13 protein-coding genes are annotated in these 16,918 nt (G+C 56.3%); 7 read left to right on the top strand and 6 right to left on the bottom strand.

Translation table 11 applies throughout. From position 1 onward, the window contains the following. Nucleotides 1-80 precede the first annotated feature (80 nt). A complete protein-coding gene (locus tag AC4PCC_RS10210) occupies nucleotides 81-1,217 on the top strand; it encodes a CMD domain-containing protein (protein WP_492127296.1) in 1,137 nt (378 codons plus the stop codon). On the opposite strand, the gene AC4PCC_RS10205 is transcribed toward AC4PCC_RS10210, so the two are convergent. Both AC4PCC_RS10205 and AC4PCC_RS10200 read right to left on the bottom strand, forming a co-directional pair. Next, nucleotides 1,197-2,102: a LysR family transcriptional regulator gene (locus AC4PCC_RS10205; protein WP_492127295.1), complete on the bottom strand. Its 906-nt coding sequence runs from the start codon at nucleotides 2,100-2,102 to the stop codon at nucleotides 1,197-1,199. The two genes, AC4PCC_RS10210 and AC4PCC_RS10205, sit on opposite strands and share 21 nt — an antisense overlap. Before the next feature lie 144 nt (nucleotides 2,103-2,246). Next, entirely contained in the window at nucleotides 2,247-3,839 is a 1,593-nt protein-coding gene (locus AC4PCC_RS10200) for a PTS transporter subunit EIIC (RefSeq protein ID WP_492127294.1), read from the bottom strand. A gap of 241 nt (nucleotides 3,840-4,080) precedes the next feature. On the opposite strand from AC4PCC_RS10200, the gene AC4PCC_RS10195 reads away from it, so the two are divergent. From AC4PCC_RS10195 to pdeR, 5 genes are all read left to right on the top strand, one after another. Further along, nucleotides 4,081-6,390 carry an FdhF/YdeP family oxidoreductase gene (locus AC4PCC_RS10195; protein ID WP_492127293.1) on the top strand — a complete coding sequence of 770 codons (2,310 nt, stop codon included), beginning with the start codon at nucleotides 4,081-4,083 and terminating at the stop codon, nucleotides 6,388-6,390. A gap of 115 nt (nucleotides 6,391-6,505) precedes the next feature. Further along, the gene (locus AC4PCC_RS10190; protein WP_492127292.1) at nucleotides 6,506-8,440 is read left to right on the top strand and encodes an exoribonuclease II; all 1,935 of its coding nucleotides are present in this window, start codon (nucleotides 6,506-6,508) and stop codon (nucleotides 8,438-8,440) included. 240 nt (nucleotides 8,441-8,680) lie between these two features. Further along, entirely contained in the window at nucleotides 8,681-10,747 is a 2,067-nt protein-coding gene (locus AC4PCC_RS10185; RefSeq protein WP_492127291.1) for a carbon starvation CstA family protein, read from the top strand. Continuing rightward, the gene (locus tag AC4PCC_RS10180) at nucleotides 10,728-10,961 is read left to right on the top strand and encodes a YbdD/YjiX family protein (protein ID WP_492127290.1); all 234 of its coding nucleotides are present in this window, start codon (nucleotides 10,728-10,730) and stop codon (nucleotides 10,959-10,961) included. The genes AC4PCC_RS10185 and AC4PCC_RS10180 overlap by 20 nt, the downstream gene beginning before the upstream one ends. A 272-nt stretch (nucleotides 10,962-11,233) precedes the next feature. Beyond that, entirely contained in the window at nucleotides 11,234-13,216 is a 1,983-nt protein-coding gene (gene pdeR, locus AC4PCC_RS10175; protein WP_492127289.1) for a cyclic di-GMP phosphodiesterase, read from the top strand. Here the strand turns inward: pdeR and AC4PCC_RS10170 are convergent. Beyond that, entirely contained in the window at nucleotides 13,213-14,082 is an 870-nt protein-coding gene (locus tag AC4PCC_RS10170) for a crotonase/enoyl-CoA hydratase family protein (RefSeq protein WP_067701534.1), read from the bottom strand. The two genes, pdeR and AC4PCC_RS10170, sit on opposite strands and share 4 nt — an antisense overlap. A 198-nt stretch (nucleotides 14,083-14,280) precedes the next feature. Next, nucleotides 14,281-14,982, bottom strand: a complete 702-nt coding sequence (gene araD / locus AC4PCC_RS10165; RefSeq protein WP_492127288.1) for an L-ribulose-5-phosphate 4-epimerase — start codon at nucleotides 14,980-14,982, stop codon at nucleotides 14,281-14,283. Nucleotides 14,983-15,416: 434 nt separating this feature from the next. On the opposite strand from araD, the gene osmB reads away from it, so the two are divergent. Beyond that, nucleotides 15,417-15,635 (top strand): osmotically-inducible lipoprotein OsmB, encoded by a 219-nt coding sequence (osmB, locus tag AC4PCC_RS10160; protein WP_067701521.1) that lies wholly within the window; start codon nucleotides 15,417-15,419, stop codon nucleotides 15,633-15,635. A gap of 77 nt (nucleotides 15,636-15,712) precedes the next feature. Here osmB and yciH read toward each other — a convergent pair whose 3' ends face one another. Together yciH and pyrF are read right to left on the bottom strand one after the other, a co-directional pair. Next, nucleotides 15,713-16,039: a stress response translation initiation inhibitor YciH gene (gene yciH, locus AC4PCC_RS10155; protein WP_492127287.1), complete on the bottom strand. Its 327-nt coding sequence runs from the start codon at nucleotides 16,037-16,039 to the stop codon at nucleotides 15,713-15,715. Next, entirely contained in the window at nucleotides 16,039-16,755 is a 717-nt protein-coding gene (pyrF, locus tag AC4PCC_RS10150) for an orotidine-5'-phosphate decarboxylase (protein WP_492127286.1), read from the bottom strand. The genes yciH and pyrF overlap by 1 nt, the downstream gene beginning before the upstream one ends. Nucleotides 16,756-16,918: the final 163 nt, after the last annotated feature.

The raw sequence follows: 16,918 nt of genomic DNA, 5'->3' as shown, positions 1-16,918 counted from the left end.
TTCTGTTCTTCAGGCCCGGTCAACGCGTTTTGCCGCCTTTCACCCTTTCGCCGGGCCGGCTAACTTGAAAAGGAATGACCATGGAACAGCGCCGTTTTTCCGGCAACAGTCACTGGTATCATGAAACACAGTCCACGCTCACGTCGCAGGCTGCCCCGCTGGTGCCTGAAGCGGCCGATATCGAAGACAGATTTTTGCTAGGCCTGGCATCAGCCTGCACGGGTGAATTACAGGAGACGCTGTTCCTGGCGCAGCCTGCTCTGCTCGCTTCCCGTGAAATGTACGATGTGCTGCTTCCCCGACAGGTCACGACCAGCCTGACGCACACCCTGACGCTGTATGACCGGCTGAGCACCGCGCTGACCGTCGCGCAGGTTACCGGTATTCAGCGTCTGTGTAATCACTACGCTGCGCGGCTTAATCCGCTGCCTGGCCCGGACTCCTCGCGCGAAAGTAATCATCGCCTGACGCAAATAACGGAATATGCCCGCCAGCTGGCCAGCCAGCCCACGCTGATCACCCCCGCTACGCTTATGCGCCTGGATGAGGTTGGCCTGACGGCACCGGATATTATCACCTTCAGCCAGATAATCGGCTTCGTCAGCTACCAGGCTCGCGTGGTGGCCGGTATTCACGCGCTGCTGGCGCGGCCAGTTTGCTGGATCCCCGGCGTGAACATACCCGCGGATGCGGACCCCTTTTTACCCGGCGACCGCTGGCAGCCGCAGCTGTCGCCTGTCGAGCTGCGCTATGCGTCCGCGCGGCAGCTGGAAGCGTTGACCTTTTGCCAGCCACAGGCGGTGCTGAAGGAGAGCGCATGGCTTTTAGCGCATGACGCGTCGGCACTTTATGGCTGGGGCAGGTTGTTTGGCGCGCTGGAAGCGTCGCTTGATACGCCGGAAGGCGCGCTGGCGGCGGCCGTGGCGGCGAGGATTAACGGCAGTGCAGCCTGTTTCTACCGCTATCCGTCAGGCGCGCTGCGTGATGCGTTGCAGCAGGGAACGGATCGGGCAATATCGGCAGCAAACGACGAAGAGCGGGCCATCATTCAGGCGGCGGCTCAGCTCACCCGCTCGCCCGAGCGCTTGAACGCCGCTCAGATCCAGCCGCTTAAGGCGCAGGGGTTCACGCCTGGCCTGATGCTGAACATTTTTATGAGTACGGCGCTGGCCAGCTGGAACAACCGCCTGATGCAGTCACTGGGCACGACCGCCTGACCAGCCGCGTACCTCATCAAAAAAGTGCTGTGACAGCGGTGTCGCCCTGCCCGGCTCCGCAATCACCACTGCGGCCTGACGGGCCATCGGCTCTATAACCAGCCTGCGTCGTTGCAGCTCGGGGGTCATTTCCGCAAGCAGGTGTCCGCAGGGTGAAATCAGCGCGCCCAGGCCAACCTGGGTGGCCTGAACCAGCTGAAAAACCGAGGTGGTTTCCAGTATCACCCGCAGGCGGACGTCGGCTTCGCGAAAGTGGCTATCCAGATAGCGCCGAAAATAGCGCGTCTGCTCGGCAAGGCAGAGGGGGATTCCGGTCAGTTCGCCGAGCATCAGCGCCTCGTCACCCACCAGCTGCGGGAAGTGTTGCGGGTGGAAGACCACTTCCACGCCTTCATCCTGTAATGAGATGGCCTGAAAATGCAGCTCACGCAGGGTCGCAGGCTCAAAAAAGCCAATGCCGACATCAACGGTGTGGCTGTTAAGCGCATCCAGCAGCTGATCGGCACTCAGCACCGCCACCCGGTAATCAAGATCGGGATAGCGGTCGCCAATGACTTTCAGCATCAGCGGCAGCGAGAGGCTGCACTGCGGCACCACGCCAATACGCAGCGTACCGTTTACCCCGTGCTTAAGGGATTCCACCTCCAGTTTAAGCCCCTGGTAAACCGACACGATCTCCCGCGCCCAGACCAGCACCCGCTCGCCTTCGGCGGTGAAGCCATCAAAGTTGTTGCTGCGGTTAATCAGCGACAGTTCCAGCTCCCGCTCAAGGTTTTTCAGGCGCATCGAAAGCGTGGGCTGACTGACAAAACTGGCCTCTGCGGCGCGGCCAAAGTGCCTTTCGCGCTCAAGGTTGACCAGGTAAATAAGCTGTTTTATATCCATTATTTTTTAATATCACGTCATTAGGTACAGTCAGCGGGGTAATCATGTTGACGCTGAGCCGGATGCGGGAAGTCCTATACTGACACAGCGTCCCATGTTTCAATGGTGTAAACAACCGCACTCTTTTCCTGGTTTCAGATCCATTCAGGTGACGCCGAGTGCTGTTTTGACCTCGTTGGCGATGTTCTCAACCTGCGGACCGTAAACAACCTGTACGTCATGATCGCTGACGCGCTTTACGCCGTTTGCCCCGGTCGTTAGCAGGGTTTTGTCATCCACCTCCTGCATCGCTTTAACCCTCACCCGCAGTCGGGTAAAGCAGCAATCAATATCCTCTATATTGGCTTCGCCGCCCAGCCCGCTGATAATGATCCGCGTGCGCTCTCCGGCATCGGAGATAGCGGATTGTTTATCCTCCTCTTCCGACTCTCTGCCGGGGGTTTCGACCCGCATGCGCAGAATAATAAAGCGGAAACCGTAGTAATATACCGGTATATAGAGCGCGCCCAGCACCAGCGTCCACCACCACTGCGTTTTGCTGCCGCCCAGCACCCCAAAGACCATCAGATCGATGGCACCGCCCTGTACGTTGCCAATCATCAGGTGCAGCACTGACATCAGCATAAAAGAGAGGCCGCTGAGCAGCGCGTGTAGCAGGTACAGCACCGGGGAGACGAAGATAAAACAGAACTCCAGCGGTTCGGTAATGCCGGTGGTAAACGAGGTCAGCGCGCCTGCCAGCATCAGGGCCTTTACCCGCTGTTTGTGTTCAGGGCGGGCGCAGTGATACATCGCCAGCGCGGCCGCGGGCAGTCCGAACATCATGACCGGAATTTTGCCCTGCGCCAGAAAGCGGGTGGCGCTGCGTATCGCGTCATCGCTGAGGCTTTGCGGATGCGTAAGGGAGTAATTAAAGATATTCAAAGCCCCTACCAGCGTCTGATTATCTACCTGAGCGATACCGCCTATAGGCGTGAAACGCACGGTTTCATTAAGAATGTGGTGAAGCCCGGTGGGGATCAGCAGCCGCTCGCTGCTGCCATACAGAAATGCGCCGTACTGACCGCTTCGGCCAATCAGTGCGCCAATCCAGGCTATCCCGGAACCTATTGTCGGCCAGATCCCAGCCAGCAGCACCCCTGCCAGTGGCAGAACCAGCACGGTAACGATGGGCACCAGCCGCCTGCCGCCAAAGAAACCGATGGCCATCGGAAGCTGCGTGGTATAGAAGCGGTTATGGAGCGCCGCCGTCAGCAAACCGGCGATCACCCCGCCGAGCACGCTCATATTATAGGTAAAGATGCCCAGCGTTTCGGTGTACTCCGCCGAGGTCATCAGCGCTTCGGTCTGCGTCATCCCCTTTGCCTGAAGGGCTGCGGCCGTGGTGGTCGCGGCGGTCAGCCCCTGCGCCGCCAGTGTGGCACTGATGCCAACGTGCATAGCAATAAAACCGATCACCGCGGCGAACGCGGCGGTGGGCTTTTCGGCTTTCGCCAGACCAATGGCGCTGGCCACGGCAAAAAAGAGCGGCAGGTTAGCAAATAGTGCGCCCGCCACCTTACGAATAAAGCCGATCAGCAGTTGAGGGAGGGGCCAGCTGGCAAAGGTTTCGTCGGTTACGGCCGGATTTTGCAGGGCAGCCGCCAGGCCGAGGAAAATACCGGCGGCCGCAATCACGGAGATGGGCATCATCAGCGCCTTCCCGAAGGCGTGGATTTTGCTGGCAAATTCTTTCATAGGTCCCTCAACGCGTCGGTGAGAAAGCCTAATTATTAGCCAATTCGCCGGGCGGGAACGGTTTGCTCATAGTTTTATGGCGCAATGTTTGAGTCCCATCACGCTTTCGCGATAAACATTAGCTATCGCACCATTAAACCAATCAATTAGACAATTTTTTTACCTGAATGCAGACTTATCCCATAAAAGAAGCAATAGTTTATTAACATCCTAAAAACATAAATTAAACCTGCGAAGCCATATGAAATTTAAAACTGCAATCAAGCCCTATGAGGCAGCTGCCGGCGGTTGGGGATCTCTTGAAGCCACCACCCGTTTCGTCTTCGACAGCAAACAAGTTCTGAAAAACATGCGCAACCTGATGCGCATGAACAAAGCGAAAGGCTTTGACTGCCCGGGCTGTGCCTGGGGTGACGATAACAAAAGTACCTTCAGCTTCTGTGAAAACGGTGCCAAAGCGGTAACCTGGGAAGCCACGCGTCGCTTCATTGATGCCCGTTTTTTCGCCCAGTACAGCGTTTCCGCCCTCTATCAGCAGAGCGACTACTTCCTGGAGTACCAGGGTCGCCTGACCGAACCGCTGCGCTATAATCGTCAAACCGATCATTACGAACCCATTAGCTGGGATGCGGCCTTTGCGCTGATTGCCAAACATATTCATGCGATGGACAATCCCGATCAGATGGAGCTTTATACCTCCGGTCGCGCCAGCAATGAAGCCTCATGGCTGTATCAGCTCTTTGGGCGCCTGCACGGCAGTAACAACTTCCCTGACTGCTCCAATATGTGCCATGAGGCCAGCGGTACCGGCCTGAAGCGCAGCATTGGCGTGGGTAAAGGCACCATCCTGCTTGATGATTTTGACCATGCCGACGCGATTTTTGTCTTTGGTCAGAACCCCGGCACCAACCATCCGCGTATGCTGCACAGCCTGCGTCATGCGGCCGATCACGGGGCAAAAATCGTCACCTTTAATACCCTGCGCGAGCGCGGCCTTGAGCGTTTTGCCGACCCGCAAAAACCGCTGGAAGTGGTGACCAGCAAAGCCGGATCCATTAGCTCCACCTATTACCAGCCGAATCTCGGCGGCGATATGGCGGCCATACGCGGCATGGTCAAAGCGCTGAACGAAACCCATAAGGCACTGATTGCCACTGGCGCAAAAGGGCTGTTTGACGATGTGTTTATCAACGCCAAAACCGAAGGTATGGAAGAGTATCTGGCGGTGGTTGAGTCGACCGAATGGACACAGATAGAGAAGCAGTCCGGGCTGACTGAGCAGCAGCTGCGTGAAGCGGCAGCCATTTATCAGAGTGCCGATCGGGTTATTTGTACCTGGGCGATGGGGATCACCCAGCATAAACACTCGGTTGATACCGTTCGCGAAATCGTTAACCTGCAGTTGTTATTTGGTCAGCTGGGTAAAAAAGGCGCAGGCCTCTGCCCGGTTCGCGGTCACAGTAACGTGCAGGGCAACCGCACGATGGGGATCGATGAGAAACCCTCTCAGGCTTTCCTGGACAGTATGGCAAAGCACTTTGATTTTGAGCCACCTCGCGACGCTGGCCACAATACGGTTGAAGCGCTGGAAGCTATGCTGCGCGGCGAAGTGAAAGTGCTTATCGCCCTCGGCGGAAACCTTGCGGCCGCCGCGCCGGACAGCCCGCGTACCGAAGAGGCGATTCGCCGCTGCGGCCTGACCGTACAGATCAGCACCAAGCTCAATCGCAGCCACCTCTGCCCCGGTTCCGAAGATGCACTGATCCTGCCGACGCTGGGTCGTACCGAACAGGATATTCAGGCGACCGGCCCCCAGTTTATTACCGTGGAAGATTCATTCAGCATGGTTCACGCTTCCGAAGGCGTGGGTAAACCTCTGGCAGACACCCAGCGTTCTGAAACCTGGATTGTCGCCGGTATCGCGCAGGCGGTGCTCGGCAGTGAAAAAGTTGACTGGCAGGCGCTGGCGGGCAATTACAACCTGATCCGCGACCATATCGCCGCCACCATTCCGGGTTTCGATGATTTTAACGCGAAGTGCGACATCAAAGGCGGATTCTATCTGGGCAATGCCGCTGCTGAGTTCCGCTTTAATACGCTGCACAACAAAGCGCAGTTCAGCCCTGCCAGGCTGCCGGACTCACTGTTCCCACAGCTGGACGGCGTTGAGGTGCCTTTTACCCTGCAAACGCTGCGGTCGCACGATCAGTACAACACCACTATCTACGGGCTGGATGACCGCTATCGCGGCGTTTACGGTCAGCGTGAGGTGCTGTTTATCCATCCGGATGATTTGGCGGCGCAGGGACTGTCGGCAGGCGACAACGTCGATATCGAAACGCTGTGGAATGACGGCATTACCCGTCGCGTCAGCGGCTTTAAGCTGGTGCCTTACAATATTCCGCGTGGCAACCTGGCGGCCTACTATCCGGAAACCAATCCGCTGGTCCCTCTCTCCAGCTTTGGTGACGACAGCGGCACGCCGACCTCGAAATCAGTGCCGGTCAAAATCAGCCTTTCCGTGGTGAAAGACGCGCTGCGTATCGCCTGATCCCTGCCCCATCCTTCATCAATCTAAGCCGGGTCTCCCGGCTTTTTACTTGCCGCGAGCCGGTTAATCGCGTAAAACTGTCTGCCGCTCTTAGGCCACGAAAACTGTTGAGATTATGTTCCAGGATAACCCGCTGCTCGCGCAGCTCAAAGAGAAACTCCACTCCCAGACGCCGCGTGTTGAAGGGGTGGTAAAAGGCACGGAAAAAGGCTTCGGCTTTCTCGAAGTAGACGCACAGAAGAGTTACTTTATTCCGCCGCCTTTTATGAAAAAGGTGATGCATGGCGACCGCATCAGCGCGGTGATCCAGACCGATAAGGATCGTGAAGTTGCCGATCCCGAAACGCTGATAGAGCCATTCCTGACCCGTTTTGTTGGCCGCGTACAGAAGAAAGACGATCGGCTTTCCATCATACCTGACCATCCACTGTTAAAAGACGCCATTCAGTGCCGCGCGGATCGCAGCGTCCAGCATGATTTTCAGCAGGGCGACTGGGCCGTGGCCGAAATGCGCCGCCACCCGCTGAAGGGCGACCGTACCTTTTACGCCGAGCTGACGGGCTTTATCACCACCGCCGACGATCATCTCGCCCCCTGGTGGGTCACCCTGTCACGCCACAATCTGGAACGCGAGGCGCCCGAGGCGACCGCTGGCGAAATGCTGGATGAGCAGCCTGAGCGCGACGATCTGACCGCGCTGGAGTTTGTCACCATCGACAGCGCCAGCACCGAAGACATGGATGATGCGCTCTACGTGCAGGAAACGCCGGAAGGTGAGCTGCTGCTGACCATCGCCATTGCCGATCCGACCGCTTATGTGGCTGCCGACAGTGAACTGGATACTATCGCCGCACAGCGCGCATTCACCAACTACCTGCCGGGCTTTAATATTCCGATGCTGCCGCGTCAGCTCTCTGACGATATCTGCTCGCTGCGCCCGCATGAACGCCGTCCGGTTCTGGCCTGCCGCGTTCGCGTTGCCGCAGATGGCTCGCTGGGTGCGGATATTCACTTCTTCGCCGCCTGGATCGAGTCCAAAGCCAAACTGGCCTATGACAATGTCTCTGACTGGCTGGAAAATATCGGTGACTGGCAGCCAGAAACGGATGAGATCGCGCATCAAATTCGTCTGCTGCACCGCCTCTGCCTGGCACGCGCCGAATGGCGTCAGACCCATGCGCTGGTGTTTAAAGATCGCCCTGATTTCCGCTTCCTGCTGGGTGAGAAAGGCGAAGTGCTGGATATCATCGCTGAACACCGCCGTATTGCTAACCGTATTGTCGAAGAAGCGATGATCACCGCCAATATCTGTGCGGCGACCGTACTGCGCGATAAGCTGGGCTTCGGCGTTTATAACGTCCATCAGGGCTTTGATGCAGCCGGTGCTGAGCTGGCGGCCAACGTGCTCGATAACCACGGCGTGAAGGTTGACCCACTGGCCATCGCTACGCTGGAAGGTTTCCGCGCCCTGCGCCGCGATCTGGATGCGCAGCCGACGCAGTTCCTCGACAGCCGTATCCGCCGTTTTCAGTCGTTTGCTGAGGTCAGTATCGAACCCGGTCCCCATTTTGGCCTGGGCCTTGAGGCCTATGCCACCTGGACCTCACCTATCCGTAAATATGGCGATATGATCAACCATCGCCTGCTGAAGGCGATTATCAAAGGCGAAAGCGCCCCACGCCCTCAGGACGCGATAACGGTGAGAATGGCCGAGCGTCGGCGTCAGAACCGCATGGCTGAGCGCGATGTCGGAGACTGGTTATACTCGCGTTTCCTGCAAAGCGCTGCCGGTACCGATCAACGCTTTAGTGCGGAGATTATTGATGTGTCACGCGGCGGTATGCGCGTGCGGCTGACCGACAACGGCGCGGTTGCCTTTATCCCTGCCCCCTTTATTCACGCGGTGCGTGATGAGATGGTATGCAGCCAGGAGAACGGCACCGTTCAGATCAAAGGTGAAGTTGTTTACCGCGTCACGGACGTGATTGCAGTGACGATCGCTGAAGTGCGTATGGAAACGCGCAGCGTCGTGGCCCGCCCCGTCGCATAACCTCCTTCAGGTGGGATAGCTTCTTATCCCACCTGGCTCACCCGCTGACGTAAAAACCTGCCTCATCACCCGGATGCCCATCTGATAACGTAAAAACTTCCTCATCACCCAGATGCCATCTGATGACGAAAAAAACCTCCCCTCCTCACACTTCTCCGCCGATTCACTTTCATTAACAAACAATTACATTACCTTAAGATTCTGTGCCCCCTTCTTATGGTTGCTGCAAGGAGTTATGTGATGAGAAACGTCAAAACCGGCGTGATATGGAGTACGGTGGCGGTGATCGGCGCTGGCGCGTTTGCCATGCTGGCATTAAGCCGTGGTGAACATGTGAACGCACTGTGGCTGGTGGTGGCCTCGGTGGCCTGCTATAGCATCGCCTGGCGATTTTATAGCCTTTTTATCGCCAGGGATATTTTTGAACTGGATGACCGCAGACGGACGCCTGCCGAGCGCCATAACGACGGTCTGGACTATGTGCCCACCAATAAATGGGTACTGTTCGGTCATCACTTCGCCGCGATTGCCGGGGCCGGGCCGCTGGTTGGTCCGATTCTGGCAGCACAAATGGGCTTTCTCCCTGGGACCCTTTGGATCCTGGTCGGCGTGATGCTGGCCGGTGCGGTGCAGGACTTTCTGATCCTGTTTATCTCAACCCGGCGCGATGGCCGCTCACTGGGTGAAATGGCTAAGCAGGAGCTGGGGGCCTTTGCGGGCGTGGTGACCATGCTGGGCGCGCTGGGCGTGATGATTATTATTCTTTCCGCGCTGGCGCTGGTCGTGGTGAAGGCGCTGGCGAACAGCCCCTGGGGGCTGTTTACCATTGCCGCCACGCTGCCGATCGCACTGCTTATGGGCATCTATATGCGCTATATCCGACCGGGTAAAATCGCAGAGGTGTCACTGATTGGCTTTGTGCTGATGATGGCCGCGATTATTTATGGCGGCGATGTCGCGCGGCACCCTACCCTTGGCCCCTTCTTTACCCTCGAGGGGACCACCCTGACCTGGGTGCTGGTAATCTATGGCTTTATCGCGTCCGTTCTTCCCGTCTGGCTGCTGCTGGCGCCGCGTGACTATCTGTCAACCTTCCTTAAAATTGGGGTGATTGTCGGGCTGGCGGTGGGGATTGTTTTCGCCATGCCCGAAATGAAAATGCCCGCCCTGACGCAATTTACCGATGGCAGCGGGCCGGTATTTTCAGGCAGCCTGTTTCCCTTCCTGTTTATTACCATCGCCTGTGGCGCCATTTCTGGGTTCCACGCGCTGGTTTCCAGCGGCACCACACCGAAGCTGGTCGAGCGTGAAAGTCATATCCGCTTCATTGGTTATGGTGCAATGCTGATGGAGTCATTTGTGGCGATTATGGCGCTGATTTGTGCCTCCGTTATCGAACCCGGCGTCTATTTCGCCATGAACTCGCCGTCAGCGCTGATTGGCACCACGGTGGAAACGGCCTCGCAGGCGATCAACGGCTGGGGCTTTGTCGTCACGCCAGAAGTGCTGAATGGCATCGCCCGCGATGTGGGTGAAGGCTCGATACTTTCACGGGCAGGTGGCGCACCGACCTTTGCCGTCGGTATGGCGCATATTATCACCGAAGTATTCAACAGCCGGGCAATGATGGCGTTCTGGTATCACTTCGCTATTCTCTTTGAAGCACTGTTTATTCTCACCGCCGTCGATGCCGGTACCCGGGCCTGTCGTTTTATGGTGCAGGACCTGATTGGTACGGTAGTCCCCGCCCTCGGTAATAATCGCTCATGGCTCGGTAACATTGCAGGCACCAGCGTTGCCGTTGCCGGATGGGGCTTCTTTGTTTATCAGGGCGTTAAAGACCCACTGGGCGGGATAAACACACTCTGGCCGCTGTTTGGTATTGGCAATCAGATGCTGGCCTCCATGGCGCTTATCCTCGGCACCGTGGTGCTGTTTAAAATGAAGAAACAGCGCTATGCGTGGGTGACCCTTCTGCCAACGGCCTGGCTGCTGATCACCTCAATGACCGCGGGCTGGCAGAAAATTTTCCATCCCCTGCCTAATATTGGTTTTCTGGCGCAGGCGCGTAAATTCTCAGCGGGCATTGAGAATGGCACGGTTATCGCTCCGGCGAAAACGTTAGCGGATATGCAGACGATTGTGTTAAGTAACCAGATTAACGCGGCGCTTTGCGCCTTCTTTATGCTGGTGGCGGTGACGATGCTGATTGCCGCCTTTTTTGTGATCCGCCGTGCACTCAACAATGCCCACCCGACCGTTCACGAGAGCGATACAACACGACGAAATGAGGCCAGCCATGTCTGACAATACTACGCGTCTTACTGCCGGGCTGTTTATATCCCGGCTGACACAGACCTTCAGATTGATGGTCGGGGTACGGGACTATGGGGGGTATCTGCGTCATATGCAGCAGCAGCACCCTGATTTAACGCCTATGACCGAGAAAGCCTTTCACCGCTACTGCATTGATGCCCGCTATCCGGGTAAAGGCGGCGGTTCCGGCAGGTGTCCCTGCTAACGTTGCCCCGGCATTTCACCCGGTGCATACAGGTGCGTCCCCCGAGCGTCGGCTCGGGGGTTAACCTTGTGATTTCCCTGTCCGGTAGTACCATCATGACCTCGCATTTTTAAGATGCCCTTGCGCGCAATCCAGCGGGCCATATTAGTTTCGTCGTTCATCTTCACTTAAGAAATATATTCATTATTCAGCTTGTGATTGTGCAGGTTGACGAATACTGTTGCTAAAATAATAAGATACAGCTGCATGGCATGCTTTAAGGAGATGATTAAATGACCGATGATTACGGGCAGTCGTTATTCTATACCCGGTTTGGTACTACAAGCCCTCATTGGCGTTTAACTTCCGACAGCGATGCGCTCAATTTCGCCGAAGACGAAACCTCTTCCACTCACATCGCTGTGGCGCTCACGCCGGTTCAGGCCAGGCTGCTGCGAGGAATGACCGTGATAACCTCCAGCGTGAATCTGACCCTTTCTCTCTATGGCGAAGAGATCCCGATGCATCTGGTGGGCCGCAAGGTTAACCGCTCGGAGTGGGCGGGGAGCGCATCGGCATGGGGTGATACCTCTGCCGTGGCGCGCGACCTGTCGTTAGGACTCTCCTTCGCCGAGCAGGTCGTCTCTGAAGCAAACTCGGTGATTGTTATCCTCGATCAGCGTGGAAATATTCAGCGCTTTAACCGCATGAGTGAGGAGTATACCGGCCTGAAAGAGCAGGAAGTGATTGGCTGCAATGTCTTCCAGCTGTTTATGACCCGCCAGGAAGCCGCAGCGTCAAGACGTAACATCAGCGGATTTTTCCGGGACGGTAGCTCCTATGAGGTAGAGCGTTGGGTTAAGACCAAAAAGGGCCAGCGACTGTTTCTGTTCCGCAATAAGTTTGTTCATAGCGGCAGCGGCAAGAACGAAATCTATCTTATCTGTTCCGGGACGGATATTACCGAAGAGCGCCGTGCACAGGAGCGTCTGCAGGTGCTGGCCAATACGGATACCATTACCGGCCTGCCCAATCGCAATGCTATCCATCTTGCTATCGGCGACGCGGTAGAGCAGCGTGGCAACAGTCAGGTGGGCATTGTTTATCTGGACCTGGACAACTTTAAGAAGGTCAATGATGCCTATGGGCATATGTTTGGCGATCGGCTGTTACAGGCCGTCTCCCTTGCCATCCTCGGCTGTCTGGAGACCGATCAGACGCTGGCCCGTCTCGGTGGCGATGAATTTATTGTGCTGGCGCTTAACTCAAGCCAGTGCGCGCTGGAGGCGATGTCAGAACGCATTCTTGAGCGCCTCAAGCTGCCGTTCCGTATTGGGCTGATTGAAGTCTATTCCGGCTGTTCAATCGGGGTGGCGGTCAGTCCGCAGCACGGCGACGACCGCGAGAGTCTGATACGCAATGCCGATACCGCCATGTATACCGCCAAAGAGAGCGGGCGCGGCAAGTTTTGCATCTTCTCCACGGAGATGAACCAGCGGGTGTTTGAATATCTCTGGCTGGATACCAATTTGCGAAAAGCTCTCGAGCAGGATCAGCTTATCCTTCACTATCAGCCAAAGCTCGACGCGAATGGCCGGGTCTCAAGCGTGGAGGCGCTGGTGCGCTGGCAGTCACCAGAGCGAGGCCTGGTACCGCCAGGCAGTTTCATCTCCTATGCCGAAGAGTCAGGGCTGATTGTCCCCTTAGGCCGCTGGGTGATGTTGAGTGCGCTGGCACAGACGCTCCGCTGGCGGGAACAGGGCATTCATCTGCGCGTTGCGGTGAACGTTTCGCCTCGTCAGCTGGCCGATCAAAGCATCCTGGTCGATTTCAAACAGGCGCTGGAACAGGCGGGGTTGAGTCAAAGCCCGATCGATATTGAACTGACCGAAAGCTGCCTGATCGAAAATGAAGAGAAAGCGCTGTCGCTGATGGCACAGTTTAAAGCGCTGGGCGCAGAGGTACATCTGGATGATTTTGGCACCGGCTATTCGTCGCTTTCACAGCTGGCGCGCGTGCCGATTAACGCAATTAAACTCGATCAGAGCTTTATTCGCGATGTGAACCATCAGCCGGTGTCGCAGTCGCTGGTTAAAGCCATCGTCGCCGTTGCCAGGGCGCTGGATCTCAGCGTGATTGCCGAAGGGATTGAAACAAAAGAGGAAGAGGAGTTTGTTATTGCCAGTGGAGTGGATGGGCGTCAGGGCTTTCTTTACGCTAAGCCAATGCCCGCTAACGAACTCGAGCACTGGCTTAAAGCGCATCTAAATAATTAGCTTACCTTTCTCAATGCCTGGGCGCTGTGGCGATTTTGTATCAGGACCAGACGTTCCATATAGGCAAGGTCTTTGGGCTCCATGGTGAAGGCAAAATCGACCCAGTCTTCGGTGATGTCCATCAGCTCAGCACGCGATAATTGCAGTACGCGCTGGCGGGCTTTCAGCATCGCCCTCACCCCGTTAAGTTTTGGCCGCAGGACGTCAATAAAGGTGCGGGTAGCCTGGTAGCCTTCCCCGGGTTGAAAAACTTTATCGACCAGCCCGCGCTCTGCAAACCACTCGGCGCTGTGGGACTCTCCCTCGCAGATTAACTCCTCCGCCAGCTTCATGCCGGAGCGGCGCGCCACCAGTGAATATCCCCCCATTCCCGGGAAGAGGTTGAAGGCAATTTCAGGAAAGCCCATCCGCGCGGTGTCCTGTGCGAGGATGAAGTGGTGCGCCAGCGCGGCTTCAAAGCCGCCGCCCAGCGCGCTACCCTCAATCATTGCGATACTGACTGCGCCGGTATCGAACCCCCTCGCGGCGGCATGGATACAGTCTACGCAGGCCCTGGCATAGGCGCGCAGGGCTTCACGGCGTCCGTTTTTAATGCACTGGGCGAAGAAGTTGAGATCGCCGCCCGCATTAAACATGGTCGGCACCAGCGAGCCGGTAACCCAAAAATCGATCGGCAAACCTGAACGCTGGGCGGCATAGCTGAGATTCATTATCTCTTCAATAAGCTCATGGTTAAAACTTGGACGCGGCTGCGCCCGTAGCATCATCCACATCGTACGGCGGCCTTCTTCGTAGTACGCGGAAAGCTGGGTGGTTTGTCCAACTTCACTAAACAGCCTGCAGGTAGTTTGATTAATAACGGTCATGGTATTTCCTCTGTTTATGGGTGTGCTCAAATGCGGTTCAAGCGTAATCCAGAGGGACTGTTCTCTAAACGGGTATCTGATTTTTAAGATAAAACAGAGGGGGCATGACGCAGGCTGTCAGCCGCGTGCGTGACCAGCGGTGACAGCAATTTTAGGGGGGGGGGGAATGCGAATGTTACTTAAGCATCGTTGAAAGAATTACTTTTTCTGACCATAGGTGGCATTACTACCGTGCTTGCGCAGATAGTGGCGATCCAGAAGAGGCTGCGGCATTGCCGGGAGTTCAGGCGAAAGCTGCTGGCTGTAAATACCCATATAAGCGACCTCTTCCAGGACCACCGCAGAGTGAACCGCCTCCTCCGCCGTTTTACCCCAACAGAACGGCCCGTGCGAGTTAATCAACACGGCGGGGATGGCCAGTGGATCGAGCTGCCTCTCCCTGAATGTTTCAACGATCACCTGCCCGGTTTCCCACTCATAGCGCCCCTGAATTTCGCTGGTGTGCATCTGTCGGGTACAGGGAACCGCGCCGTAGAAGTCGTCGGCATGCGTGGTGCCCCATGCGGGAATATCCCGTCCCGACTGGGCCCAGATGGTGGCATGACGTGAATGCGTATGGACAATTCCTCCAATTTGTGGCCAGGCCTGATAGAGCGCCCGATGCGTGTCCGTATCTGAAGATGGCCGTTTGCTCCCCTCGATGACTTCGCCCGTCAGTATGTTAACCACCACCATATCGTCCTGGGTCATTGCACCATAGCTAACGCCCGAGGGCTTAATCACCATCAGCCCGGATTCACGGTCTACGGCGCTTACATTCCCCCAGGTGAATACCACCAGGTTATGACGCGGAAGGTCGAGATTCGCCTCCAGCACCTGCTGCTTGAGTTGTTCTAACACTTTCTTCTCCCATCGCGTTTCTTTTTATTTTCATTGTTCCCGGCGATGACGGGTATGGAGGTAACGGCTGGATGTGCGGCAGAAACTGGCTGTCGATCTCTAATTGTGATAATTCAGTTAAAAATGTAGCGCCGAAGGAGCGGCTGGCAGGGTCGCGTGGTGCTAAATAAGATTTTTTACCTTTCGCCCCGCCCCCGCCGGGTTATAATTAATGTCAGCAATAGAACCAGGAGTGATAGTTAGCTATCTAATCTTTTAGATGCAGGCACTGCCCCTCGCTTACTGCTCGTAAAACAGTGAGAAGTTGATTATGCGGTTTGTTTCTTTTTAGGAAGATAAATCGCTAATAATTATGCTGAGAGCGGGCCAGAAACGCAGGTTGAACGCTATACTTAAGCAGAGTTCCCTGTAGTAGCAATTTTGGAGAAGTAATTATGTCTATGACCGCAAAACGCATTTCCGCCGCCGTGCTGGCCGCCACGTTAGTCCTGTCACTGAGCGCCTGCTCACACTGGTCAAAGCGCGATCGAAATACAGCACTTGGGGCGGGTGCAGGCGCAATTGGCGGTTCTGTTCTTTCCAATGGTAGCGGTTTAGGTACCCTTGGCGGGGCCGCAGTAGGTGGGGTTATCGGCCATCAGATTAGCCGTTAATTTCGATACTAATAAATAAGACTATAGCAGCACATCCCTGCCAGGGCCGCAAATACTCGCGGCCCTGACTTTTGACATCAGCCACCCACCAGCTTTACCCTCATTCCCTTTGCTTCCAGCAGCGTTTTTATCAGGTCACGCTTATCGCCCTGGATTTCAATAATGCCGTCCTTAACCGCACCACCGCAGCCACATTTTTTCTTTAGCTCCGCGGCCAGCTTATCCAGATCGCTATCCGTTAAATCCAGCCCGCTTATCATGCAAACGCCCTTCCCCTTTCTGCCGCTGGTCTGCCGCTGAATGCGGACAGTACCGTCGCCCTTAGGGCGCTGGGGAGCCGCTTTCGGCGCATCAATGCGGCCCGTTTCGGTTGAATAAACCAGCCTGTTTTCGTTATCAGCCATTATGCCTCCTGTAATGAAGCCTGAATCGCGGCAAGGGTGGCCGCCGGATCCGGGGATTGCGTGACGGGGCGGCCGATGACCATATAATCAACACCTGCCTGCTGTGCCTGCTGGGGCGTCATAATACGGCGCTGGTCGCCCGCTGCGCTGCCCGCCGGTCTGATACCTGGCGTCACCAGCTTAAAGGCGCTCCCCAGCGTCTGTTTAAGGCGAACCGCTTCGTGCGCAGAACAGACTACGCCATCAAGGCCACACTGTTGCGTCAGACGCGCCAGCCGTTCGGCATGTTCAGCGGGCGACAGCGTGATACCCAGCTCCCTGAGATCTTCCGTGTCCATGCTGGTGAGCACGGTAACGGCAATCAGCATGGGGGCATCTTTGCCGAAAGGAACCAATGCTTCGCGGGCTGCCGTCATCATACGCGCCCCACCGCTGGCGTGTACGTTTACCATCCAAACGCCAAGCTCGGCGGCGGCGGCCACCGCGTGCGCCGTGGTGTTGGGGATATCATGAAACTTGAGATCGAGGAAGATCTCAAAGCCGCGCTGCTGAAGGTCCCGCACCAGTTGTGGTCCAAACAGGGTAAACATCTCTTTGCCTACCTTCAGGCGACAGCTTTTGGGGTCAATCTGGTCAACGAAAGCCATCGCGCTGTCAAGACACGCGTAGTCTAATGCCAGCAAAATCGGAGAACCCGCTATCTGAGGTGAATGCATGGATATACCCTTTTAAGTAAAGCACCAGCGGTGCAGGCGAGAAACGGCATGCATTCTACCTGTGGCGCCGGAAAATTCACAGTTCCCTGCTCAGTTTTCCCTTTTCTCCCCTGCCAGACTGGGCAAACGCCGGGGGTTCTGAAACCCCTGATGGCAAACTTTC

The organism is Erwinia sp. L03-1 (assembly GCF_058686115.1).
This window is presented reverse-complemented; position numbering and strand designations above follow the sequence as displayed.